The 25,446-nt window shown below is 62.9% G+C and carries 21 protein-coding genes; 13 read left to right on the forward strand and 8 right to left on the reverse strand.

The genetic code is table 11. From position 1 onward, the window contains the following. Nucleotides 1-138: 138 nt before the first annotated feature. The 6 genes from phhA (at nt 139) to ACVWY1_RS16725 (ending at nt 9,806) form a co-directional block, all read left to right on the forward strand. A complete protein-coding gene (gene phhA, locus ACVWY1_RS16700) occupies nt 139-927 on the forward strand; it encodes a phenylalanine 4-monooxygenase (protein ID WP_457378520.1) in 789 nt (262 codons plus the stop codon). Between the two features lie 38 nt (nt 928-965). Continuing rightward, entirely contained in the window at nt 966-1,322 is a 357-nt protein-coding gene (locus ACVWY1_RS16705) for a 4a-hydroxytetrahydrobiopterin dehydratase (RefSeq protein ID WP_023628481.1), read from the forward strand. Beyond that, entirely contained in the window at nt 1,322-2,515 is a 1,194-nt protein-coding gene (locus ACVWY1_RS16710; protein WP_277505310.1) for an amino acid aminotransferase, read from the forward strand. The genes ACVWY1_RS16705 and ACVWY1_RS16710 overlap by 1 nt, the downstream gene beginning before the upstream one ends. Before the next feature lie 225 nt (nt 2,516-2,740). Further along, nucleotides 2,741-2,866, forward strand: coding sequence for a hypothetical protein (locus tag ACVWY1_RS16715; RefSeq protein WP_457378521.1), 126 nt, complete (start codon nt 2,741-2,743; stop codon nt 2,864-2,866). 378 nt (nt 2,867-3,244) lie between these two features. Further along, nucleotides 3,245-8,464 (forward strand): deaminase domain-containing protein, encoded by a 5,220-nt coding sequence (locus tag ACVWY1_RS16720; protein ID WP_457378522.1) that lies wholly within the window; start codon nt 3,245-3,247, stop codon nt 8,462-8,464. A gap of 145 nt (nt 8,465-8,609) precedes the next feature. After that, nucleotides 8,610-9,806, forward strand: a complete 1,197-nt coding sequence (locus ACVWY1_RS16725; RefSeq protein ID WP_258600134.1) for an MFS transporter — start codon at nt 8,610-8,612, stop codon at nt 9,804-9,806. A 140-nt stretch (nt 9,807-9,946) separates the two neighbouring features. Here ACVWY1_RS16725 and ydiJ read toward each other — a convergent pair whose 3' ends face one another. Continuing rightward, entirely contained in the window at nt 9,947-12,964 is a 3,018-nt protein-coding gene (gene ydiJ, locus ACVWY1_RS16730) for a D-2-hydroxyglutarate dehydrogenase YdiJ (protein ID WP_258600132.1), read from the reverse strand. 151 nt (nt 12,965-13,115) lie between these two features. Between ydiJ and ACVWY1_RS16735 the strand changes: the two genes are divergently transcribed. Next, entirely contained in the window at nt 13,116-13,997 is an 882-nt protein-coding gene (locus tag ACVWY1_RS16735; RefSeq protein WP_139673426.1) for a LysR substrate-binding domain-containing protein, read from the forward strand. Nucleotides 13,998-14,069: 72 nt separating this feature from the next. Here ACVWY1_RS16735 and ACVWY1_RS16740 read toward each other — a convergent pair whose 3' ends face one another. The 6 genes from ACVWY1_RS16740 to ACVWY1_RS16765 form a co-directional block, all read right to left on the reverse strand. Further along, a complete protein-coding gene (locus ACVWY1_RS16740; protein ID WP_023632492.1) occupies nt 14,070-15,488 on the reverse strand; it encodes an amino acid permease in 1,419 nt (472 codons plus the stop codon). A gap of 723 nt (nt 15,489-16,211) precedes the next feature. Further along, the gene (gene rluB / locus ACVWY1_RS16745) at nt 16,212-17,276 is read right to left on the reverse strand and encodes a 23S rRNA pseudouridine(2605) synthase RluB (RefSeq protein ID WP_038706581.1); all 1,065 of its coding nucleotides are present in this window, start codon (nt 17,274-17,276) and stop codon (nt 16,212-16,214) included. 175 nt (nt 17,277-17,451) lie between these two features. After that, nucleotides 17,452-18,213 (reverse strand): SMC-Scp complex subunit ScpB, encoded by a 762-nt coding sequence (scpB, locus tag ACVWY1_RS16750; protein ID WP_277505321.1) that lies wholly within the window; start codon nt 18,211-18,213, stop codon nt 17,452-17,454. Between the two features lie 14 nt (nt 18,214-18,227). After that, the gene (locus ACVWY1_RS16755; protein ID WP_167659462.1) at nt 18,228-18,926 is read right to left on the reverse strand and encodes a segregation and condensation protein A; all 699 of its coding nucleotides are present in this window, start codon (nt 18,924-18,926) and stop codon (nt 18,228-18,230) included. 125 nt (nt 18,927-19,051) lie between these two features. After that, nucleotides 19,052-19,681, reverse strand: coding sequence for an L-threonylcarbamoyladenylate synthase (locus ACVWY1_RS16760; protein ID WP_102684322.1), 630 nt, complete (start codon nt 19,679-19,681; stop codon nt 19,052-19,054). A 13-nt stretch (nt 19,682-19,694) separates the two neighbouring features. Next, nucleotides 19,695-20,555, reverse strand: coding sequence for a PHP domain-containing protein (locus tag ACVWY1_RS16765; RefSeq protein ID WP_110701017.1), 861 nt, complete (start codon nt 20,553-20,555; stop codon nt 19,695-19,697). A 67-nt stretch (nt 20,556-20,622) separates the two neighbouring features. Here ACVWY1_RS16765 and ACVWY1_RS16770 point away from each other — a divergent pair, with 67 nt between their 5' ends. From ACVWY1_RS16770 to ACVWY1_RS16795, 6 genes are all read left to right on the forward strand, one after another. Beyond that, complete coding sequence (locus ACVWY1_RS16770) at nt 20,623-21,219, forward strand: septation protein A (protein ID WP_023631974.1); 597 nt, start codon at nt 20,623-20,625, stop codon at nt 21,217-21,219. 1 nt (nt 21,220) lies between these two features. Continuing rightward, nucleotides 21,221-21,520 (forward strand): YciI family protein, encoded by a 300-nt coding sequence (locus ACVWY1_RS16775; RefSeq protein ID WP_038706584.1) that lies wholly within the window; start codon nt 21,221-21,223, stop codon nt 21,518-21,520. A 138-nt stretch (nt 21,521-21,658) separates the two neighbouring features. Further along, nucleotides 21,659-22,051, forward strand: a complete 393-nt coding sequence (locus tag ACVWY1_RS16780) for a translation initiation factor 2 (RefSeq protein WP_102684315.1) — start codon at nt 21,659-21,661, stop codon at nt 22,049-22,051. Between the two features lie 7 nt (nt 22,052-22,058). Then, nucleotides 22,059-22,736, forward strand: a complete 678-nt coding sequence (locus ACVWY1_RS16785; protein WP_038706585.1) for a response regulator transcription factor — start codon at nt 22,059-22,061, stop codon at nt 22,734-22,736. A gap of 128 nt (nt 22,737-22,864) precedes the next feature. Next, nucleotides 22,865-23,281 carry a Spy/CpxP family protein refolding chaperone gene (locus ACVWY1_RS16790; RefSeq protein ID WP_023632412.1) on the forward strand — a complete coding sequence of 139 codons (417 nt, stop codon included), beginning with the start codon at nt 22,865-22,867 and terminating at the stop codon, nt 23,279-23,281. A 12-nt stretch (nt 23,282-23,293) separates the two neighbouring features. Then, nucleotides 23,294-24,682, forward strand: coding sequence for a sensor histidine kinase (locus tag ACVWY1_RS16795; RefSeq protein WP_430944984.1), 1,389 nt, complete (start codon nt 23,294-23,296; stop codon nt 24,680-24,682). Nucleotides 24,683-24,715: 33 nt separating this feature from the next. Here ACVWY1_RS16795 and ACVWY1_RS16800 read toward each other — a convergent pair whose 3' ends face one another. Beyond that, nucleotides 24,716-25,273 carry an NAD(P)H nitroreductase gene (locus tag ACVWY1_RS16800; protein ID WP_038706586.1) on the reverse strand — a complete coding sequence of 186 codons (558 nt, stop codon included), beginning with the start codon at nt 25,271-25,273 and terminating at the stop codon, nt 24,716-24,718. Between the last annotated feature and the right edge of the window lie 173 nt (nt 25,274-25,446).

Here is a 25,446-nt window from a genome sequence, read left to right on the forward strand (position 1 = left end):
TTTGTAAAATTATCGTTACGAACAGAAGATAAACGGATACGCAGGATCGGCCCTCACCCCGGTGCAAAACCTCGTTTGTAGGGATATTCCTAAGGTATGTCCTGAACATAACAAGAACGCCCTCACCAGGAGAGCCACATGAAACAGACGCAATACGTGGCACGCGAGCCCGATGCGCATGGCTTTATCGACTACCCGCAGCAAGAGCATGCGGTGTGGAACACCCTGATCACTCGTCAGTTGAAAGTGATCGAAGGCCGGGCATGCCAGGAATACCTGGACGGCATCGACCAGCTCAAGCTGCCCCATGACCGCATCCCGCAGCTGGGCGAAGTCAACAAGGTGCTTGGCGCCACCACCGGCTGGCAAGTCGCCCGCGTCCCCGCGCTGATCCCCTTCCAGACCTTCTTCGAACTGCTGGCCAGCAAACGCTTCCCGGTCGCCACCTTCATCCGCACCCCGGAAGAGCTGGACTACCTGCAGGAGCCCGACATCTTCCACGAGATCTTCGGCCACTGCCCACTGCTGACCAACCCGTTCTTCGCCGAATTCACCCACACCTATGGCAAGCTCGGCCTGGCGGCGACCAAGGAACAGCGCGTCTACCTGGCACGCCTGTACTGGATGACCATCGAGTTCGGCCTGATGGAGACCGCGCAAGGCCGCAAGATCTACGGCGGCGGCATCCTCTCCTCGCCGAAAGAAACTGTCTATAGCCTGTCCAGCGAACCGCAGCACCAGGCCTTCGACCCGATCGAAGCCATGCGCACGCCCTATCGCATCGATATCCTGCAGCCCCTGTACTTCGTCCTGCCGAACATGAAGCGTCTGTTCGACCTGGCCCACGAAGACATCATGGCCATGGTCCACCAGGCCATGCAGCTGGGCCTGCACGCACCGAAATTTCCACCCAAGGTCGCTGCCTGAGCGCCCTTGTCGATAACAACTCAAACCGGAAAGCACCCATGAATGCCTTGAACCAAGCCCACTGCGAAGCCTGCCGCGCCGACGCGCCGAAAGTCACCGACGAGGAACTGGCGGAACTGATCCGACTGATCCCGGACTGGAACATCGAAACCCGCGACGGCCACATGGAGCTCGAGCGCGTATTCCTGTTCAAGAACTTCAAGCACGCTCTGGCCTTCACCAACGCCATCGGCGAAATCGCCGAAGCCGAAGGCCACCACCCTGGCCTGCTGACCGAGTGGGGCAAGGTCACCGTGACCTGGTGGAGCCACTCGATCAAAGGCCTGCACCGCAACGACTTCATCATGTGCGCGCGCACCGACGAGGTCGCCAAAACTGCTGAAGGGCGCAAGTGATGCACTTCTCGGCCATCGGTCGGGTCCCTGGCGACCCGATCCTGGGGCTGATGGAGGCCTACGCCCGCGACAGCAATCCGGCCAAGTTCGACCTGGGGGTCGGCGTATTCAAGGACGCCCAAGGGCTCACGCCGATTCCGGCTGCGGTCAAGCAGGCCGAGCAGCGCCTGGTCGAGCGGCAGGCCACCAAGAGCTATGTCGGCGGCCATGGTGATGCAGCGTTCACGCACCTGGTCAGCGAACTGGTGCTGGGCAGCAATTGCACGCTGCTCAAAAGCCAACGCGCTGGTGCCACCCAGACCCCTGGCGGCACGGGTGCCCTGCGCCTGGCGGCGGAGTTCATCGCCCATTGTCTGCCGGGCCGCAGTATCTGGCTGAGCGACCCGACCTGGCCGATCCACGAGACGATCTTCGCCGGCGCCGGGCTCAAGGTGTCGCACTACCCCTACGTGGGCGCGGACAACCAGCTGAACGTCGACGGCATGCTCGCCGCACTGGAGCGGGCACCGCAAGGCGACGTGGTGTTACTACACGCCTGCTGCCACAACCCCACCGGCTTCGACCTGGGCCAGGACGACTGGCGCGCGGTGCTCGACATCGTCAAGCGGCGCAACCTGCTGCCATTGATCGACTTTGCCTACCAAGGCTTCGGTGACGGCCTGGAGGAGGACGCCTGGGCAGTGCGCCTGTTCGCCGCCGAACTGCCGGAACTGCTGATCACCAACTCCTGCTCGAAAAACTTTGGTCTGTACCGTGAGCGCACCGGTGCCCTGCTGGTGTGCAGTCACGACGCCGAGAAACTGCAGGATGTGCGCAGCCAGCTGGCCTTCATTGCGCGCAACCTGTGGTCGACACCGCCAGACCATGGCGCGGCGGTGGTCGCCGAGATTCTCGGGGAACCGGCACTCAAGGCGTTGTGGATCGAGGAAGTGAACGCCATGCGCCAGCGCATCGCCGAGCTTCGCGTCGGCCTGGTGAAAGCGCTGGAGCCCCATGGCCTGGCCGAGCGCTTCGCGCATATCGCCGCGCAACGCGGGATGTTCTCCTACACCGGCCTGAACCCCGAGCAGGTACGCCTGCTGCGCGAGCGACACAGCGTGTACATGGTCGGTACCGGCCGGGCGAACATCGCCGGAGCGGACGCCAAGCGCCTGGAACAGCTGGCAGCGGCCATCGCCGACGTCTGTCGCTGAAACCTGGCTGATGTGGCCTGGGCTTGCGCCGCGATAGCACTATCGCGGCGCAAGCCTCCCACGCCCCTCCTGCATCCCATTGTTCGATAGCCGCCCGCTAAAACCGACCAGCGTCCGGGAAAAATCCCAAACTGTCATCCAGACTGCTGTATCCTGCCCCAGCTTTTCGAAGCCTCACATGCGCCAAGCGCTGCCTTTTCACTCACACTTGCGAGGAACGACGAGATGCATGAAATCCCGAATCTTCCCTTCCCAAGCCTGAACCCCGAAGAGCAATCCGTTGCCGCCCACGCCGAACCGACGCCCGCCGTCGAGGACAGTGACGATCAATCCAGCGCCGACCAGGAATAGCCGCGCATCCCCCTCCGACTGTGTGAAAACGGCTGACCTGCGGGCTATCCCCGTCATCACGTTTTCACACCGTCCAGATTCCCCTCAGAATGCGATAACCCTGTACCACCCTGTCCTTGATTGAATCCACAGACTGTTGCCCTCCCTACAGGAGGCCACATGTCAATTGATTCCCAACCCACTCCCCACCCCCTCTGTGACGCATCTCCTACCGCTCAGCGTATTGGCGCCACACCCAGCCACTCAATATCCCAGAACCGGATACCGCCCCCTGGCAATGAACCAGCACCTGGTCACGACGCCACGCAGATCACCCCATCGCAACTGCTGGAAAGAATCCGAACACATGTAACAAGCTGGCACTCGACTGATGAAGACATGGATAACAACATCCAGGCATCTGCTCCTGTACTGGTCGCCGACAACTTGGACATTCCCCTGAGCGCGCCACGTGAGGCGCACGATCCGATCAGGGCAGTTCACCTCACTCTCAGATTCCTGCTGGACAACAACACGCAGTTCCCTGAAGACCCACGCTTCTTCTTTACCAATCTTATGGATCTGTACGGCAACACGAAGACCTACGCGCTGGTTGCCGCAGTATTGAGCGTTGCACCGGAAACCCTGACACCCCGCCACATCCACCATTTTTTTGCCCGCCTCGCATGGCTTAATGAAGCCTCGATTAAAACGGATACCGCGAGAAAGCAGCTGGATAACTTGTTGTTTGGTGAAAACATGCCGAGTACAGAGGCTGCCCGGCTGGGCAAGGAGGCATTTTTCGAACTGGGCGAACTGCTGGCCGGCGTGCCCAGCTCATTGCAGATGTGGATGCTGCAGTTCAAGCGTGGTCAGCGCCGAGACCTTGCTAGCGATTGGCTTGCGCAATGCCCTGCTGAAAACCTGTTGCAGGGCCTTACGGCATACGAATTGAGCCCGGCCCTGTCAGCCTTGGCATCCCTGGTCACGACGCTTGAAGAATTACTGCCCACCACAGCAGAGTACGAAGATAAAGCACTGATACTTTCCCGAAACATGCACCTCACCCAGCCCATGATGAAGCTTCGTATCAAGGCGCTTGCTGCCGCCTCACAGATACCGACCTGGGTGGATGAAGATCGTTCTCACGATAACAGCCCACCGGTTGAATGGAGCAAGGCCCATACTCAGGATCTGGGCGTCCGACTTCTCAGGAAAGTGGCACTCCATGCAGTACACGGAAATACTGAAGCCTGGGTGAAGCTCACCCTTGAAAATGCTCAACGCGCCCGGGGCATGCAGGCGTTTTCCTTTGCAAACAAACTGAAGCAGGTGCACCCGTCACTAAGTAGCACAGGCTGCCTTCGATTAGCCTCCTTGCTGTTGCCCCTTACACCAACAACGCTTGCCCCCTCCCCGCTCGAACCTTTGCCTGACAGTCGAGCCCTGACGAGTACGCCACTCGCCTTCAACGACTGGTCTGACGACTGCTCCATCGACGAATTGTTCACGAACGCAGGCTTTGAACTGCTCTGCGAGCGCAAGCAAGACAAGCGACATTTGCTGATGCCTGCCCCGCAAGCCTGGCAATTGATGATGCGGTCACTGCAGTTTGCAGACGTTTTCCGCCCCCTACTCGGACTTGCAGGTTGGTATGGTGCCTCTGTTGGAGAGTCCGCATCCCCGCGTGCGACACAAGCACTGGCAAGCCGAGCAATCATCGATCACTTTTTGGGGCCGCGGACGCAGTCGAATCGCTCGGTGGCCGAAGACTTTCAGGGCCACTGGGTATCCGAGTACAACCACCTGCAATTGCGTAATAAAATCTGCAACGCTATCACTGAGCGCAATCCTGGCATTTCCCCGGCCGCACTGGAGCTGCTCGAATACCTGCTGCTTCGCGAAATCGCTCCCGAACTGCTTGTTACCGGCACACCCGACTGGCTCTACTATGGCCGTTCTCTGCAAAGCGTTGCGCTGATTCACGGTGCCAGGCTGCTTGAAGCGATGATGCCCGGCGCCAGTTGCAGAGCCTCATTTGACAAAGTTGTCACATTGGCCAGCGACTTGAGTGCCTCTGATGATGAACAGGTACAGCGGCACTGGAGCAACGCCCTGGCCCTGCCGGCATTGCGCTATGCGAAGGCCCATGGCGCGCTTGCAGACTTGACGGTTGAGGACATCGGGCAAGCAACGGCACATCAGATTCAGCGTGCGCTGGAGTTCACCGCAGACGCACAAAAGTCCTTTGCTGAAGATGCAAGCCAGCTCGCCATGACGCCACCGGACCGCAAAACGCTGGCCGAAGAACAATTAAGCCAGGCCGGTGTTGACAGGCAATATTGGGACAAACCGATCGAAACCGATGGAACATGGCGCTACCTGAGTGCCCAGGGCTTGGTCAGAGCGACTTTTTACACCTGGCACCACACCATCACCACTCCCGGGTTCGCGGACGATGTCGGCGCACCAAGCCAGCGGCCAATCATCGAAAACCTGACCCAGTTAGTCATGTCCGGCGATATCTATCGGGCCGGGAAAAGCACAGTTCCAACGCTGTATGAGCAGGCCTTCGAAACGTTCAAGGCCGACTGGCAGCAAGCTCATGCACGCCTGATCAAGCGCCTGTTCATGGAACTGCCGCAAGCTTTGCGCACACAGCTTTATACCTCCACCTGTGAAGTGAGCCGGGTAGCGTTCAACACACCGTCGGACAGCGAGGAGCAAACAGGAATCCAAGGCCTGTTCATCCGTTGCCAACCTGGCGACCACCGAGAAGATTTCGATAGTCACGACGCCAGTAAAGAGTATTTCTTCGAACTCACACCCAGTGCCGGTGCACTTCGTCCTTGCAACCAGCAATTCAGTTACAGGGTTGAGCCGAACACCGGTTTTAGCGGCAATATTGTCGAGACGATGGACAAGCACTGGGGGAACCACGACCGCGAACTCCAGGCCCGCGCGACCCCGTTGCAACCCCTGGACAGTGATGCCTATCTCAACGGAACCCCCTCGCGCCTGGCGAATCAGCTCCAGACGCCACGCAAGGGCAAACTGATTGCAGCATCGAGACGGGTCTATGCGCACCAGGCCAGTGAGGCCGACTTTTTCCAGGCATTGGCCACTACTGCGACAGCGCACCTCTACGCATCCACGCTGGCGCAGTTCAAGGCAGATCACACTCACACCACCCCATGGGAAGAGATGATCGCACTGGAGAAGAAGATCGCTGAATTCCTCGCGCGTGCGATCCTGCCTTTCTATGGCTGCATTTCCGATCTGGCGGAAGGTGATCACTCGGCAGGTGTGATCGCAGGGTGCGTAATGGATTCGATAGGCGTCCTGATACCGGCAGGCAAGTTCATTGCCTCGAGCGCGACAATCATACGTACAGCCGGTCGCCTCAGCTTGCGAGCCACTTGCGAAGCAATGAGCAGCGCTATCGTGGAGCTGGTCAGCCATTTGGCCCAGCAAAGCCCGGTTCTCGTATATAGAGATATGGGCCGACTTGCACGCTGGCTATCCGTAAAGTCCTGGGAAAAGCTCGCGCAGCCTGCGCTGCGTTGGTTGCACGACCTGCGAGGAACCCCTCCACTGGTGCACATGACGCAAGAGGGTGCATACAGCATTGCCCTGAAAGTCTTGAGTGAGAGGGCGCATCCCTACTCAGAGAACGTCCTGATGCAGGTGGGAAATACCGAAAACTGCCTCGTGCAGGATCTAGGCACCCCAGAAAAAACAAGTTACAAACTGCTTGATCCACACGACAACCTGCCCTACGGACCTAGGCTTATCGTCGAAGGAACGGCACAAGCACCTTCATTGACACCCTTGAAAAGCCTGGGCTCGATTAGTCCAGGGCATTATCCGACACGTATCGCAGGCGTCATGTCCGAAGACGACAAGATAAGCCTGGCTATTGCTGAAGCATGTCGTCTGCGGGTTCGTTACAAGGGTGCAGCGCACTACGACATCCAGATTGATGGTCACGACTACCACCTCGATGCCAACCTGCCCGAACCTTGCCTGACGCAACTATCCAATACACCAGTCAGCGACCTGGAGGCCATATCAGCCTCGGAGGTGACCTGTCGTCTCAGGCGCGACCTGGAGGAGGTCTCTTGCACACCATTCACCAAGTTGATCAGCCTTCCCGTCGAACGCACGCTTCCCAATCAGCCCCCACTGACACGCGGGCAGGAAATCAGCCAGGCATTCGAGGCGAGGGAGTTTCATCTTGAGCGCCGAAACATCGCGGCCACGGACCTGAGTTCGGCCACCTCGCTGGATCTGCTGGTTCACGAAGGAAAGTTTTGCAAATGGGACCATGCGCCCATCAAGGGAACACGGCCTGTCCAGTTCACAAGGGAAAAGAAACTGCTTGCACTGAGCACGGAGCAATGCAGCAGCCTGGGGCTACCCAACACACCGACTTACCTACCCCAGATCAACGGCCGCATGTCCAGAGAGCGTAACTTCGGCCTATCACCCGCGATCAGTGGCACGCAGGCCAAGGCAATCAACCCCCACGTTCCAGTCGTAGAACTGGAACAAGTATCAGAACAGATCGTGGATAAACGACGCTTACGCGGGCTCAATATGGAATGGAACGCGCAAAAAAGCATCTACGTGGAAGTAGACAACGGTAAGTTTTATAAAACCCCTCAAGGCCCGGGAGCACTCACATTTACCCCAGTGACCGACGCCAGTGAAATCGACGAGTACTTGCGCCTGTCCAATCAGTACCGATTCGTCGCCGAGCGACCCGGCAGTTCAACCGATCGAGACAATATTGCCAAGCTGCTGTACTGCGCCCTCGTGGCGAAACGTGAGCCAGGGCTGCAGGCGTGGCTTGCGGCCTCCCCCGCCAACAAGGACTACCAAGCATATGCGCGATGGTGCCTCGACAACAATGAACGCAATGAAATGCTTCACTATGCAGAAAACATCCTCTCGGGGGAGCACGCCCAACAAGGTCTTATAAACGAAACAAGAAGTCTGATTTCAGACTGGAAGCCCATCACTCAACGCAATATCGCCGAAAAAAACAGCATCGTCGAAACCCTGAATGAGCTGCTGCCGATTCAAGGGAGGGAGCAGCTTTGGGTGCCATTGACGGTCAATAATATCGCCCAGCGCGATGTCGCTGTAATGATTGGCCAGCAGATGAACAACAGCAACTTGGCGTTTGCTTCGATTGTCACCAAGGATGGAAAAAAATTCGTCTATTACGCATTAGCTGGCGGCAAACGAGCGGAAGGATTACATCTCAAACCCTATACGCCCGACGTAAACAGCCACAACGTAGGCGATACCACCTACATCGATGCCGGTGCGCTGATGCATAACCGCGCACCTGATCCAGACATCGTCAGCCTCCCCGTTGTGCGACATTCGGGTAGGGTGTCGGTTCGAACGTATGACCGCTATCTGGATTCGGAACGCCTGATTGCAACCATCCTCAAGGATAAACACCCCTCGAACAGCATCTACTCAATCCATATGTTTACTCGAATGGATACCTGCAGATCCTGCGGGGGGGTGGTGCTCCCTCAACTGAGGCTCAACTACGCCGACGCCGACTTCTGGGTGACCTACCTGGACCAGTATCCAATCTGACCCCGCTCAGACTCAGGTGATAACCGTGGCTCGGTCTTGACGACCGCGGCCGCCTCATCCCCCTCTCGATCCAAGCTTCATACCCAGCCTGGGTCGAGATGGCTATCATGGCGAAGCCTCAGCTTCACCACGATTGGAACCCTACATGCCCCAGCTTCACCTTTCTTCACCAAGGACCACCGCCCAGGTGGTGGCCATCGTCCTGTTCACCTTCATCGGCTACCTGAACATCGGCATTCCCCTGGCCGTGCTGCCTGGCTACGTGCACAACGACCTGGGTTTCAGCGCCGTGGTCGCCGGCTTGGTGATCAGCGTGCAGTACCTGGCCACCCTGCTCAGCCGCCCTACTGCCAGCCGCATCATCGACAACCTGGGCAGCAAGAAAGCGGTCATGTACGGCCTGTTCGGCTGTGGCCTGAGCGGCGTGTTCATGCTGGCCTGCAGCTTCCTCACCCACCTGCCCTGGCTGAGCCTGGCCTGCCTGCTGATTGGTCGCCTGGTGCTGGGCAGCGCCGAAAGCCTGGTAGGCTCGGGTTCGATTGGCTGGGGGATTGGCCGGGTCGGCTCGCAGAACACCGCCAAGGTGATTTCCTGGAACGGCATCGCCAGCTATGGCGCATTGGCCATCGGCGCGCCGCTGGGCGTGGTGATGGTCAAGCACCTGGGGCTGTGGAGCATGGGCGCGAGCATCATCCTGCTCGGCATCCTTGGCCTACTACTGGCCTGGCCCAAGCGCGCCGCGCCGGTGGTGGCAGGGGTGCGGCTGCCATTCCTGCGCGTGCTGGGCAAGGTTTTCCCGCATGGCTCGGGGCTGGCCTTGGGCTCGATCGGTTTCGGCACCATCGCCACCTTCATCACCCTGTACTACGCCAGCCGCGGCTGGCCCGACGCCGCGCTGACCCTGAGCCTGTTCGGTGCCAGCTTCATCTGTGCGCGGCTGCTGTTCGGCAACCTGATCAACCGCATCGGCGGCTTTCGCGTGGCTATCGCCTGCCTGTCGGTAGAAACCCTGGGCTTGCTGATGCTCTGGCTGGCGCCGACGCCCGGACTGGCCCTGGCCGGCGCCGCGTTGAGCGGCTTCGGTTTCTCGCTGGTGTTCCCGGCACTGGGGGTGGAGGCGGTCAATCAGGTATCGGCGGCCAACCGTGGCGCGGCGGTGGGGGCCTACTCGCTGTTCATCGACCTGTCGCTGGGCATCACTGGACCCTTGGTGGGGGCCGTGGCAGCAGGCTTCGGCTTTGCCTCGATTTTCCTGTTCGCGGCAGCGGCAGCGGGATGCGGGCTGGTGTTGAGCTTGTACCTGTATCGCCAGGCCCGGCGGATGCGCCAAAGTGCACATTAATCCTGATTCGGCTGTAGCTTCACCGGCCTCATCGCCGGCAAGCCGGCTCCCACAGGGTTAGCGCATGGCTCGGGCTTATGCGATCAGAGTGGGAGCCGGCTTGCCGGCGATTGGGCCGCATAACGGCCCCGACAATATCACTAGCGCTGCGCGAACTGCAGCACCACTTCCAGCGGGTGGCGCAGCTGCTTCTCGGTCATCCGCTTGACCTGGCTACGGCACGAATAGCCGGTCGCCAGTGCCTCCCCCGCCTTGTCCAGCTTGGTCGCCCAGGACTGCTCGAAAATGGTCTTCGAGGTGGCCTGGTTGCGCGCCTCATGCCCGTAGGTGCCGGACATGCCACAGCAGCCAGTGGCCTCGGTCACCAGCTTCAGACCCAGACGGGCAAACACCTGCTCCCACTGCCTGGTGCTGGCCGGCACGTTGGTCTTCTCGGTGCAGTGAGCCAGCAGGCGGAAGCTGTCGGCCTTGGCCGGCGCCCGCTCGGGTAGCACATTCACCAACCATTCCTGAGGCAGCAGCACCGTAGGGCACTGCACTCCGTCGACCTTCTGGTACTCCTGGCGATAGACCAGGGTCATCGCCGGGTCCAGCCCCACCAGCGGCACCCCGCAGTCGGCCAGGGCCTTGAGCTGGGTGGCGTTGCGGATCGCCGCCTTGGCGAAGGTACCGAGGAAGCCCTGCACATGCAGCGGCTTGCCGTTGGCGCTGTAGGGCGCGAGGAACACCTTGTGCCCCAGGCGATGGGCCAGCTCGATGAACGAGGCCAGCAGCGGCGTCTCGAAGTAGCGGGTGAAGGCGTCCTGCACCAGCACGATGCTGCGCTCGCGCTGGGCCGGGGTCAGCTCCCGCAGGGCCGGCACGCTGGCCATCTGGACACGGCAGCGCGTGAGGGTGGACTGCAAGTTGAAGCGGCTGATCAGCGGGCTGTCGACCATGCCGACTTTGTCCGCGAGCAAGCGGCTCACCCACTTCGAGCCCATCACTGCGTTGTACAAGCCCGGCGCATGGGCCAGGTAGGGAATGGTGAACTCCAGTGAACCGATCAGGTAGTCGCGCAGCGGACGCTGGTAGCGGCCGTGGTACAGCTCGAGGAAGCGCGAACGGAAGTCCGGCACATTGACCTTGATCGGGCACTGCCCCGCGCAGGACTTGCACGCCAGGCAGCCAGCCATGGCGTCGTACACCTCGTGGGAGAAGTCTTCCTGGCCCTGGCGGCGCGTACGGCTGTTGCGCAGCCGCGCCGGCAGCCCCTTGAGCCAGGAGGCCTTGCGCTGGGCGGCGGCGAGCACATCGATGTTCGCCTCGCCCTGCAGGCGCAGCCACTCACGGATCAGCGAGGCACGGCCCTTGGGCGAGTGCTGGCGTTCTCGGGTGGCCTTCCACGACGGGCACATCGCGTCGTTGGGGTCGTAGTTGTAGCAGGCGCCGTTGCCGTTGCAGTGCACGGCGCTGCCGAAGCTCTGCCACACGCGCTCATCGATGCTGCGGTCGAGGTCGCCGCGCAGGGTCACGCCATCCACCGGGGTCAGGCCTTCGGCGCTGTCCGGGGGGGTGCAGATCTTGCCGGGGTTGAGCTGGTTATGCGGGTCGAACGCGCCCTTGAGGCGCTGCAGCGCCGGGTACAGCTCGCCGAAGTACTCCGGCACATACTCAGAGCGCAGGCCCTTGCCGTGCTCGCCCCACAGCAGGCCGCCATAGCGCTTGGTCAGCGCCGCCACGGCATCGGATATCGGCTTGACCAACGCGGCCTGGGCCGGGTCTTTCATGTCCAGCGCCGGGCGCACGTGCAGCACACCGGCATCGACATGGCCGAACATGCCGTAGGCCAGGCCATAGCCATCGAGCAATGCACGGAAGTCGGCAATGTAATCGGCCAGTTGCTCCGGCGGAACCGCGGTGTCCTCGACGAACGGCTGCGGGCGCACTTCGCCCTCGACGTTGCCCAGCAGCCCCACCGAGCGCTTGCGCATCACATAGACGCGGGTCACCGCTTCGGCGCCTTCAGCCAGGGTGTGGCCCAGGCGCTCGACACCCTTGTCGGCCTGCAGGTGCGCGACGAAGGCCTGGACCCGGGCATTGACCTCGTCCGGTTCGTCACCGCAGAACTCCACCAGGTTGATGCCTAGGGTGGGGCGCTCGGGGTCGGCCGGGAAGTATTCGGCGACGCTGTGCCAGACGATGTCCTTCATCGCCAGCATCAGCACCTTGGAGTCGACGGTCTCGATCGACAGTGGCTTGTGCGCCATCAGCGCATTGGCGTCGCGCAGGGCGTCCATGAAACTGGTGTAGCGCACGTTGACCAGCACCGCGTACTTGGGGATCGGCAACACATTGAGCTTGGCCTCGACCACATAGCCCAGCGAGCCCTCGGCCCCGCACAGCACGCTGTTGAGGTTGAAGCGGCCCTGATCGTCGCGCAGGTGCGCCAGGTCGTAGCCGGTCAGGCAGCGATTGAGCTTGGGGAAGGTGCTCTCGATCAGCTCGCCCTGGGTTTCCTGGATCTCGCGGGCCATGCGGTACACCGCACCGACCCGGCCGGGCGCGGCGCAGGCCTGTTCCAGCGTCGCGTCGTCGATCGGCAGGCTGTGCAGGCGCTCACCGCCGAGCAGCACGCTGTGCAATTCGAGCACGTGGTCGCGGGTCTTGCCGTAGGTGCAGCTGCCCTGGCCACTGGCGTCGGTGTTGATCATGCCGCCGACGGTGGCGCGGTTGGAGGTGGACAGTTCTGGCGCGAAGAACAGCCCGTGGGGCTTGAGCGCGGCATTGAGCTGGTCCTTGACCACGCCCGCCTGCACCCGCACCCAGCGCTGCTCGACGTTGATTTCGAGAATGGTGTTCATATGCCGCGACAGGTCGACGACGATGCCGTCGGTCAGCGACTGGCCGTTGGTGCCGGTACCACCGCCACGCGGGGTCAGCTTGATGTCACGAAATCGCGGCTCGGCCATCAGCGTGGCGACCCGCGCCACGTCGTCGGCGTCCAGCGGGAACACCGCCGCCTGGGGCAGGCGCTGGTAGATCGAGTTGTCGGTGGCCAGCACGGTGCGGGTGCCGTAGTCGGCGCTGATCTGGCCACGGAAGCCGCTGCTTCTCAGGGCTTCTAGGAATTCGGGGTATTGGGCGGCGGGCGCGCGGGGCGGCAGCTGGGCGATCATCGAAGGATGCCTCTTTGATATCGGCTAATTCACGGAAATCTTGTCGCTCCGGCATGAATGGATCATGGGAGGATTTCGAATACGTCAATGTTCCTGTAGTTTCACGCCAGGGGCAAACGGATATTCCTGCCGCTATCGATGAGCTTTATGAATGAATTACCGCCACCTCACCCCTTCGATGTCGCTCTTGCTGGCCTTCGAGGCCGCCGCGCGGCATGAAAGCTATACCCGCGCCGCCGCCGAACTGTCGCTGACCCAGAGCGCGGTGAGCCGCCAGGTGCAGGCACTGGAGCAACAACTGGGGCTGACACTGTTCCGTCGCGAGGGCCGCCAGGTGAATTTGACTGACGTCGGCCGCCTCTACCAGCGCGAACTCAGCGAGGCCCTCGGCCGCATCCGCAGCGCCACCCTGCAGGCACTGGCCTATCAGTCCGGCGTCGGCACCCTGCGCCTGGCGACGCTGCCGACCTTCGGCTCGAAATGGCTGCTGCCGCGCCTGCATGCCTTCTACAGCGCCCACCCCGGCATGCTGGTGCACATTCATTCACGTATCGAAGCCATCAACTTCGACACCAGCGAGATCGACGCGGCCATCGGCGTTGCCAGCCATGACTTGCCCGGGCTGATCTGCCATCGCCTGCATGCCGAGGAACTGGTGGTGATCCTGCCGCCGCAAGCCATGGCGGACGACCAATGGAACCCGCAAAGGATCAGCGAGGAAGTACTGCTCAACGTCGCCAACAACCCCCATGCCTGGGGCGAGTGGTTTTCCCACCATGCCCTGCCCCACCGCGCCATGCGCCTGGGGCCAAGCTTCGAGCTGACCTCGCACCTGATCCAGGCCGTGCGCGCCGGGATCGGCATCGGCCTGGTGCCGCGCATACTGGTGGCGGACGAACTGGCCAGTGGCGAGCTGTTCAGCCCGGGTGAGCCCTTCGCCAGCCAGCGCAGCTACTACCTGATCTATCCGCCCAGGAACGAGGCACTGCCATCGCTGCGAGCGTTTCGTGGCTGGTTGCTCGAACAGATCTGAGGCCGGCACAGGCAACAAAAAACCCGATGCCGGTTACTCGGCATCGGGTTTTTTGTTGGTGCGCCTCAGCGCTTACTTGGCGATGCTGCCAGCAGCGCCATTGGCCTGGGAGCCACGCTTGCTCTTCAGCTGGTAGGCCACATACATCACCACCAGCCACACCGGCATCGCGTACACCGACACCTGGATACCCGGAATCTGCAGCATGATGCCCAGGATCAGCACCACGAACGCCAGCACCAGGTAGTTGCCGTACGGGTACCACAGCGCTTTGAACAGCGGCTTCTGACCGGTGCGGTCGAGATGCTGGCGGAACTTCAGGTGCGAGTAGCTGATCATCGCCCAGTTGATCACCAAGGTCGCCACCACCAGCGACATCAGCAGCTCCAGGGCATTCTGCGGCATCAGGTAGTTGAGCAGCACCGCAATCAGGGTCACGGCTGCCGAGACCAGGATCGAACGTACCGGCACGCCACGGCGGTCAACCTTGGCCAGCGCCGCTGGCGCATCACCTTGCTCAGCCATGCCTAGCAGCATGCGGGCGTTGCAGTAGGTGCCGCTGTTGTACACCGACAGCGCCGCGGTCAGGACCACGAAGTTCAGCAGGTGGGCCGCCACGTCGCTGCCCAGCAACGAGAACACCTGGACGAACGGGCTGCTGCCATAGCTGCCGCCGGAGGCGTCAATGCTCGCCACCAGGTTGTCCCATGGGGTCAGCGACAGCAGCACCACCAGGGCGCCGACATAGAAGATCAGGATGCGATAGATGACCTGGTTGATCGCCTTGGGGATCACGGTCTTCGGCTTGTCGGCCTCGGCGGCGGTGAAGCCGAGCATCTCCAGGCCACCAAAGGAGAACATGATGAACGCCAGCGCCATCACCAGCCCGCTGACACCGTGCGGGAAGAAACCACCATGGGCCCACAGGTTGGTCACCGAGGCTTCAGGACCGCCGCTGCCGCTGGTCAGCAGGTAGGCACCCAGGCCGATCATGCTGACGATGGCCACCACCTTGATGATGGCGAACCAGAACTCGGCTTCGCCGAAGAACTTCACGTTCATCAGGTTGATCGCATTGATCAGCAGGAAGAACGCCGCCGCGGTTACCCAGGTCGGAATCTCCGGCCACCAGTAGTGGACGTACTTGCCCACCGCCGACAGTTCCGACATGCCCACCAGGATATACAGCACCCAGCAGTTCCAGCCCGACAGGAAGCCGGCGAAACCGCCCCAGTACTTGTGCGCGAAATGGCTGAAGGAGCCGGCCACCGGCTCTTCGACGATCATCTCGCCGAGCTGGCGCATGATCATGAAGGCGATGAAGCCGCAGATCGCATAGCCGAGGATCATCGACGGACCGGCGGACTTCATCACGCCGGCCGAGCCCAGGAACAACCCGGTGCCGATGGCGCCGCCCAGGGCGATCAATTGGATATGGCGGTTCTTCAAGCCACGCTTGAGTTCGCCGGACTGTGAGTTATGTCCACTCATGAACGAAGTCACCTGCTTGTTTTTATCTGTGACGGAATCGGACCCACCGCACTCGTGGCGCAGCGGAATGGGCAAGGTGGTTACCTTGGATACTTGTGACGGGAGGTCGCTCGTGGCCTTGCTGGCCAGGGGCGGATCAACCGGGTGTCAGCAAGCGTGCGCGGTACGCAAGGGAGTCACAGGTAAAACGCGGCGCATTGTATACCCCTGCAAACGCGCAGGCGTCAACGCGTTGCATCGTTTCCTGTGGAAAAAACGCAGCGGTCCTGGGGTGAAGGCCTGAAAAGGCGGAGTGATCGGCGTGCATGGCGCCTCCATTTTGTTGTTTTAAGTGCCTGGCGATCCTGCCTGGCTCTGCACACGGCAATGGCGCTATCTCAGCGCTTGGGCGGGGGTTTGGGAAGGGGGTGGAGGGGGCTGGGGAGGCTCTGGCGCGCAGGCTTTGGAAAGATTTTGTGACGAAGAACGGAAAAGCACAGGTAAGCCGGGGAAAACGCCCAGAATCGTATAGTTTTCTTTACAAGGCGGCTTGAAAATTTGCCACCGGGCGGGAAATCTTCTGTCCATTCAGGTACTTGGGGCCGCTTTGCGCCCCATCGCGGGGCAAGCCCGCTCCCACGATGCGCACACTATTCGTGGGAGCGGGCTTGGCCCGCGATGGGCCATTTACCGCAGGCACAAAAAAGCCAGCCCGAAGGCTGGCTCTCTCGCTACCGGACCGAATCAGCCACGCGGCTTGCCGCGACCTCGGCCTGCCGGCTTGTCACCTTCAGGGCGGGACGGACGCTTGCGCATCTCGCTCGGACGCTCGGCCACCGTGCTGCCGCGGTTGCCCTTGCGCGGCGCTGCGTCTTCACGCGGCGCACGTGCCGGACGCTCGGCTTGGCCTTCGGCGGCAGGACGCAGGGTACGCACGCGCTCGCCACGCCCCAGCGGACGGGTCGACTTGCGCTGCAGGCGCTCGAGCTTGTCCTTGGCCTTGAGCTTCATTTCCGGCAGTGCCACCGGCTGCAGGCCGACTTCCGCGGCGAGTATGTCGATCTCGCCCTGGCTCATTTCGCGCCAGCGGCCCATCGGCAGGTCGGAGTTCAGGAACACCGGACCGAAACGCACGCGCTTCAGGCGGCTGACGACCACGCCCTGGGACTCCCACAGGCGACGCACCTCACGGTTGCGGCCTTCCATCACCACGCAGTGATACCAGTGGTTGAAGCCTTCGCCACCTGGCGCCTTCTGGATATCGGTGAACTTGGCCGGGCCATCTTCGAGCACCACACCGGCCTTGAGCCGGTCGACCATGTCGTCGTCGACTTCGCCGCGCACACGCACTGCGTACTCGCGGTCCATTTCATAGGACGGGTGCATCAGGCGGTTGGCCAGCTCACCGTCGGTGGTGAACAGCAGCAGGCCGGTGGTGTTGATGTCCAGGCGACCGATGTTGATCCAGCGGCCCTCTTTCGGCCGCGGCAGGCGGTCGAACACGGTCGGGCGGCCTTCCGGGTCGTCACGGGTGCAGATCTCGCCGTCGGGCTTGTTGTACATGATCACGCGGCGGGTCGCCTCGGCGGCCTCGACGCGCTTGATCAGCTTGCCGTCGACGGTGATGGCGTCGTGCAGGTCGACGCGCAGGCCCAGGGTGGCCTCGACGCCATTGACCTTGATACGACCCTGGCCGATCCAGGCCTCGACGTCACGGCGCGAGCCGACGCCGATGCGCGCCAGCACTTTCTGCAGTTTTTCGCCAGACGGCGGGGTGGGTTGTTGGTCTTGCAGGTCTTTGTCACTCATCTGGGCACCTCCCGGTGTAGTAGTGAAAGCGGGCGCGCATCATACGCGGTTCAGCAAGGGAACGCACTGGAGGGTAGAAGGTTTTTGCCGATCGCCCAGCAGATTCTGCCCAAAGGCACATATTGACGGTGCCGGCCTCATCGCCGGGCAAGCCGGCGTCCACAGAGTCGGGCTGTCAGGCCTTTGGTTCGTCCTCGGGCTCGATGGAAGCCTCATCGCGCAAATCATCGAAATCGATCTTGAGCCCTTCTTCCATCGCATCCAGCTCCACCAGCAGCGAGCGGAAGCTGGTTTCCTCCTTCGGCTCGATTTCCTCGCCCTCCTCGCCCAGGCTGGCATCGGCCAGGGCTTGCAGGTGAGCGGGCACCGGCGCCTCGTCCGGATCGACCGCGGGCTCCACCTCCAGCTCGCGCAACTCGGCCAACGCCGGCAGCTCATCGAGGCTCTTGAGGTTGAAATGATCGAGGAATGCCTTGGTGGTGGCGAACATCGCCGGTCGCCCGGGTACCTCGCGATAGCCGACGATGCGAATCCACTCGCGCTCCATGAGTGTCTTGATGATGTTGCTGTTGACCGCCACGCCCCGCACGTCCTCGATCTCGCCACGGGTGATGGGCTGGCGGTAGGCGATCAGCGCCATGGTTTCCAGCAGTGCGCGGGAATAGCGCTGCGGCCGCTCCTCCCAGAGGCGGCCGACCCAGGGTGCGTAGTCCTCGCGGATCTGCAGGCGATAGCCGGTCGCTACTTCCTTGAGTTCGAAGGCACGGCCGCTGCAGGACTTGCCCAGCACCTCCAGGGCCTTCTTGAAAACGGCGGGGGTCGGGCGCTCGGCCTCCTCGAACAGCTCGTACAGGCGTTCGAGGGATTGCGGCTTGCCCGAGGCGAGCAGGAAGGCCTCGATCAGCGACGCCAGTTCACGGGGTTCGTTCAGGTTCATCGGTAGTTGTCAGGTCATTCTGCCCGGGCACGGACATGGATCGGGGCGAAGGGCTCATTCTGCACCAGTTCGATCAAGGATTCCTTCACCAGCTCGAGAATCGCCATGAAGGTCACCACCACGCCGAGCTTGCCCTCCTCGCGGGTGAACAGCTCGACGAAGGGCACGAAGGCACCGCCCTTGAGGCGCTCGAGCACTTCGCTCATGCGTTCGCGGGTCGACAGCACCTCGCGGGTGATCTGGTGGCTCTCGAACAGGTCGTTGCGGCGCATGACCTCGGCCATGGACAACAGGATCTCTTCCAGCGCCACCTCCGGCAACAACTTGCGCACCTTGGCCTGCGGAGCCTCCAGGCGCGGCACGACGATTTCGCGCCCGACTCTGGGCAACTCGTCGATACCTTCGGCGGCGGCCTTGAACCGCTCGTACTCCTGCAGCCGGCGAATCAGTTCGGCGCGCGGGTCGCCCTCCTCCTCCTCGACCTCGCCGGAACGCGGCAGCAGCATGCGCGACTTGATCTCGGCAAGCATGGCGGCCATCACCAGGTACTCGGCCGCCAGCTCCAGGCGCACGCTCTTCATCAGCTCGACATAGCTCATGTACTGGCGGGTGATCTCCGCCACGGGGATGTCGAGAATGTCCACGTTCTGCTTGCGGATCAGGTACAGCAACAGATCCAGCGGGCCTTCGAAGGCTTCGAGGAAGACTTCCAGGGCGTCCGGCGGGATGTACAGGTCGACCGGCATCTCGGTCAGGGCTTCGCCATAGACCAGGGCAAGTTGCAGCTGGAACGGCGTCTGCGCCTCCGTGGCCGGCGCCTCAGGTGCCTGCACCTGGCTCACGCGTTGACCAGGAACGGCGTCGGATCCCCGCACCCTTCGCGAATCAGCTCCGGCTCGTCGCCGGACAAGTCGATGATGGTAGAGGCCTTGAGGTCGCCGAAACCGCCGTCTATCACCAAGTCGACGTGATGCTCCAGTCGCTCGCGGATCTCGTAGGGATCGACCATCGGCTCGTCGTCGCCGGGCAGGATCAGGCTGACGCTCATCAAAGGCTCGCCAAGCTCTGCGAGCAAGGCCAAGGTTATTTCATGCCTGGGCACGCGCAGGCCGATGGTCCGGCGTTTCTCGTGCAGCAGCAGGCGCGGTACCTCGCGGGTGCCGTTGAGGATGAAGGTATAGGGCCCGGGCACGTGGGCCTTGAGCAGGCGAAACGTACCCGTATCGACCTTGGCGTAAAGCCCCAACTGCGACATGTCGCAGCACATCAGGGTGAAGTTGTGGGTCTTGTCCAGACCACGCAACTTGCGCACCCGCTCGATCGCGGCCTTGTTGCCAATCTGGCATCCCAGCGCATAGGCCGAGTCGGTCGGGTAGACCACCACCCCACCCTTGCGGATGATCTCGACGGCCTGCTTGATCAGGCGCGGCTGCGGGTTCTCCGGATGAATCTGGAAAAATTGGCTCACGTAGTCGTCCTGTTCATACCGCCATAGGTTGTTCATGTCGGAATCGGCGCCACAGGGGTGGCAGGTCCTCAGGCAATGGCCGGTAGGCACCGATCTCGCCCCAGGTGCCAGGGCCGTGGAAGTCGCTGCCGGCGCTTGCCAGCAGGCCGAACTCACGGGTGAGGATCGACATCGTCCCCACCTGCTCGGGCGGCATCATCCCGTTGACCACTTCCAGTGCCTGCCCTCCAGCCTGAATATAGTCGGCAATCAGCCGTCTGCGCTTGCTGCGGGTCAGTTCGTAGTGCATGGGATGGGCCAGGCTCACCCACGCATTCGACTCACGCAGCGTCGCAACAGTTTCCGCAAGCGTCGGCCAGTGCAACTTGACGTCACCCAGCTTGCCGGCGCCCAGCCACTTGCGGAACGCCTCGCCGCGGTCCTTGACGAAGCCGGCGCGGACCATGAACTCAGCGAAATGCGGGCGCGCCGGGGCGTTGCCGCTGTCGCCCAGTTCCTGCTGCACCGCCCGCGCGCCGTCCAGCGCGCCGGGCATGCCCTTGGCCGCCAGCTTGCGGTCGATTTCCTCGGCGCGCAGCCAACGACCACGGTGCAGGTTGGCGATGGCATCGAGCAACGGCGGTGCGTCGAGGGGGAAGTCGTAACCCAGCACATGAATGGTGGCGCCGCCCCAGGTGCACGACAGTTCCACGCCGCTGACCCACTGCATGCCGTTGTCCAGGCAGGCCTGGCGCGCCTCCGGCAGGCCTTCAAGGGTGTCATGGTCGGTGAGCGAGAGCGTGCGCACCCCGTGCTCATGGGCCCGGGCGACCAGTGCCGTGGGCGACAGGGCGCCGTCGGAGGCCGTGCTGTGACAGTGCAGATCAACATTCATGGAGGAGCGCTTTCGCAGGAATCGATGTTTGTTATTATGCCGTCACATCCCGCTTCTGGCTGCCACTGTGAAACAATTCATCGATTTCATCCCGCTGCTGCTGTTCTTCATCGTCTACAAGCTTGACCCGCGCCCGGTCGAATTCGCCGGCCACGGCTTCGAGTTCGGCGGGATCTACAGCGCCACCGCCATGCTGATCGTCAGCTCCGTGGTGGTCTACGGCGCGCTGTTCCTGCGCCACGGCAAGCTGGAGAAGGGGCAGTTGCTGACCCTGGTCGCCTGCCTGGTGTTCGGTGGCCTGACCCTGGCCTTCCACAGCGAGACCTTCCTAAAGTGGAAGGCGCCCGTGGTCAACTGGCTGTTCGCCCTGGCGTTCGCCGGCAGCCACTTCATCGGTGACCGGGTGCTGATCAAACGCATCATGGGCCATGCCCTGACACTTCCAGAAACAGTGTGGAACCGCCTGAACGTGGCGTGGATCGCCTTCTTCCTCGTATGCGGCGCCGCCAACCTGTTCGTCGCCTTCACCTTCCAGGACATCTGGGTCGACTTCAAGGTATTCGGCAGCCTGGGCATGACCGTGCTGTTCCTGGTGGCCCAGGGTGTCTACCTGTCGCGCCACCTGCACGATGCCGATCCCTCCACCTCCAAACCCAAGGACTGACATGCTCTACGCCATTATCGCCAGCGACGTCGAAAACTCCCTGGAAAACCGCCTGGCCGCCCGCCCCGCGCATATCGAGCGCCTGCAGCAGCTCAAGGCCGAAGGCCGTGTGGTGCTCGCCGGCCCGCACCCGGCCATCGACAGCAACGACCCGGGCGCCGCCGGCTTCAGCGGCAGCCTGATCGTCGCCGAGTTCGACTCGCTGGCCGCCGCCCAGGCCTGGGCCGACGCCGATCCGTACATCGCCGCGGGCGTGTACGCCAAGGTCGTGGTCAAGCCGTTCAAGCAAGTCCTGCCGTAACAGGCTTTACCGGGACGGGCTTCGCAGGGGCAAGCCCGCGCCCACGAAGCCGCTCCCAGCTACACCCCGCGCGGCACTATTCATAAAATCCGACGACTGGCCGACAACCTCCTGAATCGATACGAATCAGGAGTTCCAATGCGTCAAGGTCCGATGTCCCTGCTGCTTTGCCTGTTGCTGCTGTCCCCTTTCGCCGCGGCCGAACAGCCGCTGTCACTGGAAGCCGGGGCGCGGATCACCGACTTGCAGCAGCGCCTGGAAGAGAGCGAGAAACAGCGCACGGCGCTGACCCAGCAACTGCAGAACCAGGACAGCGAGCGTGAAAGCGCCCAGCTCGCCCGCCTGCGCCAGGACAACCAGCGACTGAAGCTGACGATCAAGGAACTGCAGGCAGGCGCCAGCGCCCCGCAAAGCCCGCTGACCGACCAGCAGCAATGGTTCCTGATCGGCTCGGCCGTTGCACTGTTGTCCGCAGTCTGCGGTATCTTAGCCAGCGGCGGACACAGAAGACGCCGGCAATGGTTGAATTGAGTGAGAAATGAGCGAGCTGTTACTGATTGATGATGACCAGGAACTGTGCGAGCTGCTCGGCAGCTGGCTGACCCAGGAAGGGTTTGCGGTGCGCGCCTGCCACGATGGCCAGAGTGCGCGCCAGGCCTTGGCCACCCACGCCCCGGCGGCGGTGGTGCTGGATGTCATGCTGCCCGATGGCAGCGGCCTGGAACTGCTCAAACAGCTGCGCAGCGAACACACCGACCTGCCGGTGCTGATGCTTTCGGCCCGCGGCGAGCCGCTGGACCGCATCCTTGGCCTGGAGCTGGGCGCCGACGACTACCTGGCCAAGCCCTGCGACCCCCGCGAGCTCACCGCCCGCCTGCGCGCAGTGTTGCGCCGCAGCCACCCCAGCGCGCCCAGCAGCCAGGTGGAGATCGGCGACCTGATCTTCAGCCCGGTACGCGGCGTGGTCAGCATCGACCAGCGCGAGATGACCCTCACGCTGTCGGAAAGCCGCATCCTCGAAGCCTTGCTGCGCCAACCCGGCGAGCCGCTGGACAAGCAGGAACTGGCGCAGATCGGCCTGGGCCGCAAGCTCACGCTTTATGACCGCAGCCTGGACATGCATGTCAGCAACCTGCGCAAGAAGATCGGGCCGCACCCGGATGGCCGCCCGCGCATCGTCGCCCTGCGCAGCCGCGGCTATTACTACAGTCTGTAGGAAAACCGGGGCCGCTTCGCGGCCCTGCCATCTTTACCCAGCCTTTACCCTCGCCTGACCGCCCTTGACCTTGATCTCCCTAGACTGGGCTCATCCGGTAACCACCGGCCCCTGAAAGGAGAGACACCATGCGCAAGACCCTTATCGCCCTGATGTTCGCCGCCGCCCTGCCGACCGTGGCCATGGCCATGCCCGAAGGCGGCCCGCGCCACGATGGCCCGCATCATCGCGGTGACGCGCCTTTCGCCCAGCTGGACCTGAGCCGCGACCAGCGCCAGCAGATCGGCAAGCTGATGGGCGAGCAGATGAAGCAGCGCCGCGACATCAACGAACGCTACATAGCCAAGCTGCCGGCGGCCGAGCAGAAAGCCCTGAAGGACGAGCTCAAGGCCAGCCACGACAAGACCGAAGGCCAGATCCGCGCCTTGCTCAAGCCCGACCAGCAGAAGAAATTCGACGACCTGCAGAAGGAGCGCGCCGCGCGCAAGGCCGAGTGGCAGGAGTTCCAGGCCTGGAAGGCTGAAAAAACCGGCAAGGCCCAGTAAGCTGTCAGCCCGATGCCCGGCCCGCTTCCCAGCGGGCCGGGCTTTCGCCATTTCCTGGAGGTGCTTGTCTTGCGTTCACTGTTCTGGCGCATCCTGGCCAGCTTCTGGCTGGCCATCGCCCTGGTCGCCGGGCTGTCGATCCTGCTCGGGCACATGCTCAACCAGGACACCTGGATCCTCAGTCGCCACCCGGGCCTGAACAACCTGGCCAGCCACTGGGCCCAGCACTACGAACAGGAAGGCCTGGAGTCGTCGCAACGCTTCCTGGAACGGCGCAAGCAGCGCTACAAGATCGACGTGCAGGTGCTCGACGACAGCGGCGATGCCGTGGTCCCCGGCACCTTCCCGCGCCGCGCCGCCGCCTTCGAGGCACGCCAGCACAACGACGAACGTCGTCTGCCGTGGCGCCGCCTGACCGAGGAATACACCAGCCCCGGCAGCGGTGAGACCTACCTGCTGATCTACCGTATCCCCCACCCGGAGCTGGCCGCCTGGCACCGCGAAAGCCTGATCTGGCCGCTCAGCGCCTTGGGCATAGCCTTGGTGGTGCTGACCCTGTTCAGCCTGCTGGTAACCCTGTCGATTACCCGCCCGCTCAGCCGCCTGCGCGGCGCCGTGCACGACCTGGGGCAGACCAGCTACCAGCAGAACAGCCTGGCGCGGCTGGCCGTGCGCCGCGACGAGTTCGGCGTGCTGGCCAACGACTTCAACAAGATGGGCGCCCGCCTGCAGAGCCTGATCGGCAGCCAGCGCCAGCTGCTGCGCGATGTGTCCCACGAACTGCGTTCGCCACTGGCGCGGCTGCGCATCGCCCTGGCGCTGGCCGAGCGCGCCGAACCCGAACAGCGGCAGGCCTTGTGGCCACGCCTGACCCGCGAATGCGACCGCCTGGAAGCCCTGATCAGCGAAATCCTCGTGCTGGCCCGAGTCGATGCCGAGCAGGCGCATGCAGAGCCGGTGGACCTCAATGCCTTGCTGGGCGGCGTGCGCAAGGACGCCCAGCTGTCAGCGCCAGACCAGGAGGTACGCCTGGAGATGCAGCCGGGCCTGACCCTGCATGGCTGGCCGACGCTGATCGAACGGGCGGTGGACAACCTGCTGCGCAATGCGCTGCGCTTCAATCCGGCCGGACAGCCAATCGAGCTGCGCGCCAGCCGCGAACAGGACCGCATCGTGTTAAGCGTGCGCGACCACGGCCCGGGGGTGGCGACGGAACATCTGGAGCAGTTGGGGGAGCCATTCTTCCGGGCACCGGGGCAAGAGGCGCCGGGACATGGGCTGGGGCTGGCGATTGCACGCAAGGCGGCGGAGCGCCATGGTGGCAGCCTGAAGCTTGCGAACCACCCGCAGGGTGGGTTCGTGGCTACGCTGGAGCTGCCGCGTGAGGTCAGCGCTGGCTGACAGATCCTGGGGCCGCAAAGCGGCCCCACTCAATCACTCGCCCCAGGCGCTGACGTACTCGGCAGTTTCCAGGATCGGCGCGGTGCGTGGCTCGGCCATTGGCGTGCCGACATACAGGTAACCGATCAGCTCTTCGTTCTCGGCAAGCCCCAGCCCCTTGTGCACATGGGCGTCGAAGGCCATGTCGCCGGTGCGCCATACCGCGCCGATACCCTGGGCATGGGCGGCGATCAGGATGCCATGGGCGGCGCAGCCGGCGGCCAGGCGCTGCTCGATCTTAGGCACCTTGAAGTGGTCCTGCAGCCGGGCGATCACCACGATCAGCAACGGCGCGCGCAGCGGCATCGCCCGGGCCTTGTCCAGCGCCGCCTGGGTGGCTTCACCCTTGGCTTGCACGGCTTCGGCGAACAGCTCGCCGAGCTTTTCCCGGCCCTGGCCTTCGATGGTCAGGAAACGCCAGGGTCGCAGTTGGCCATGATCTGGCGCACGCAATGCGGCCTGGAACAGCGCCTCGCGCTGGGCGGCATTGGGCGCCGGGTCAGTCAGGCGTGGCACGGAAACACGGTTGAGCAATGCGTCGAGAGCCTCCATGGGCTACCCTCCTGGCAGATTGAAAGTGCGGCCATTCTGCACCATCGAGGGGGATCGTGGGAGCGGGGGGGGGGCCCCCCCCCCCCCCCCCCCGGGGGGCCCCCCCCCCCCGGGGGGCCCCCCCCCCGGGTTAAAACAACCCCCCCCCCCAAGAAAGGGGGCCCGAGCGGGGC

The organism is Pseudomonas sp. TE6288 (assembly GCF_054062095.1).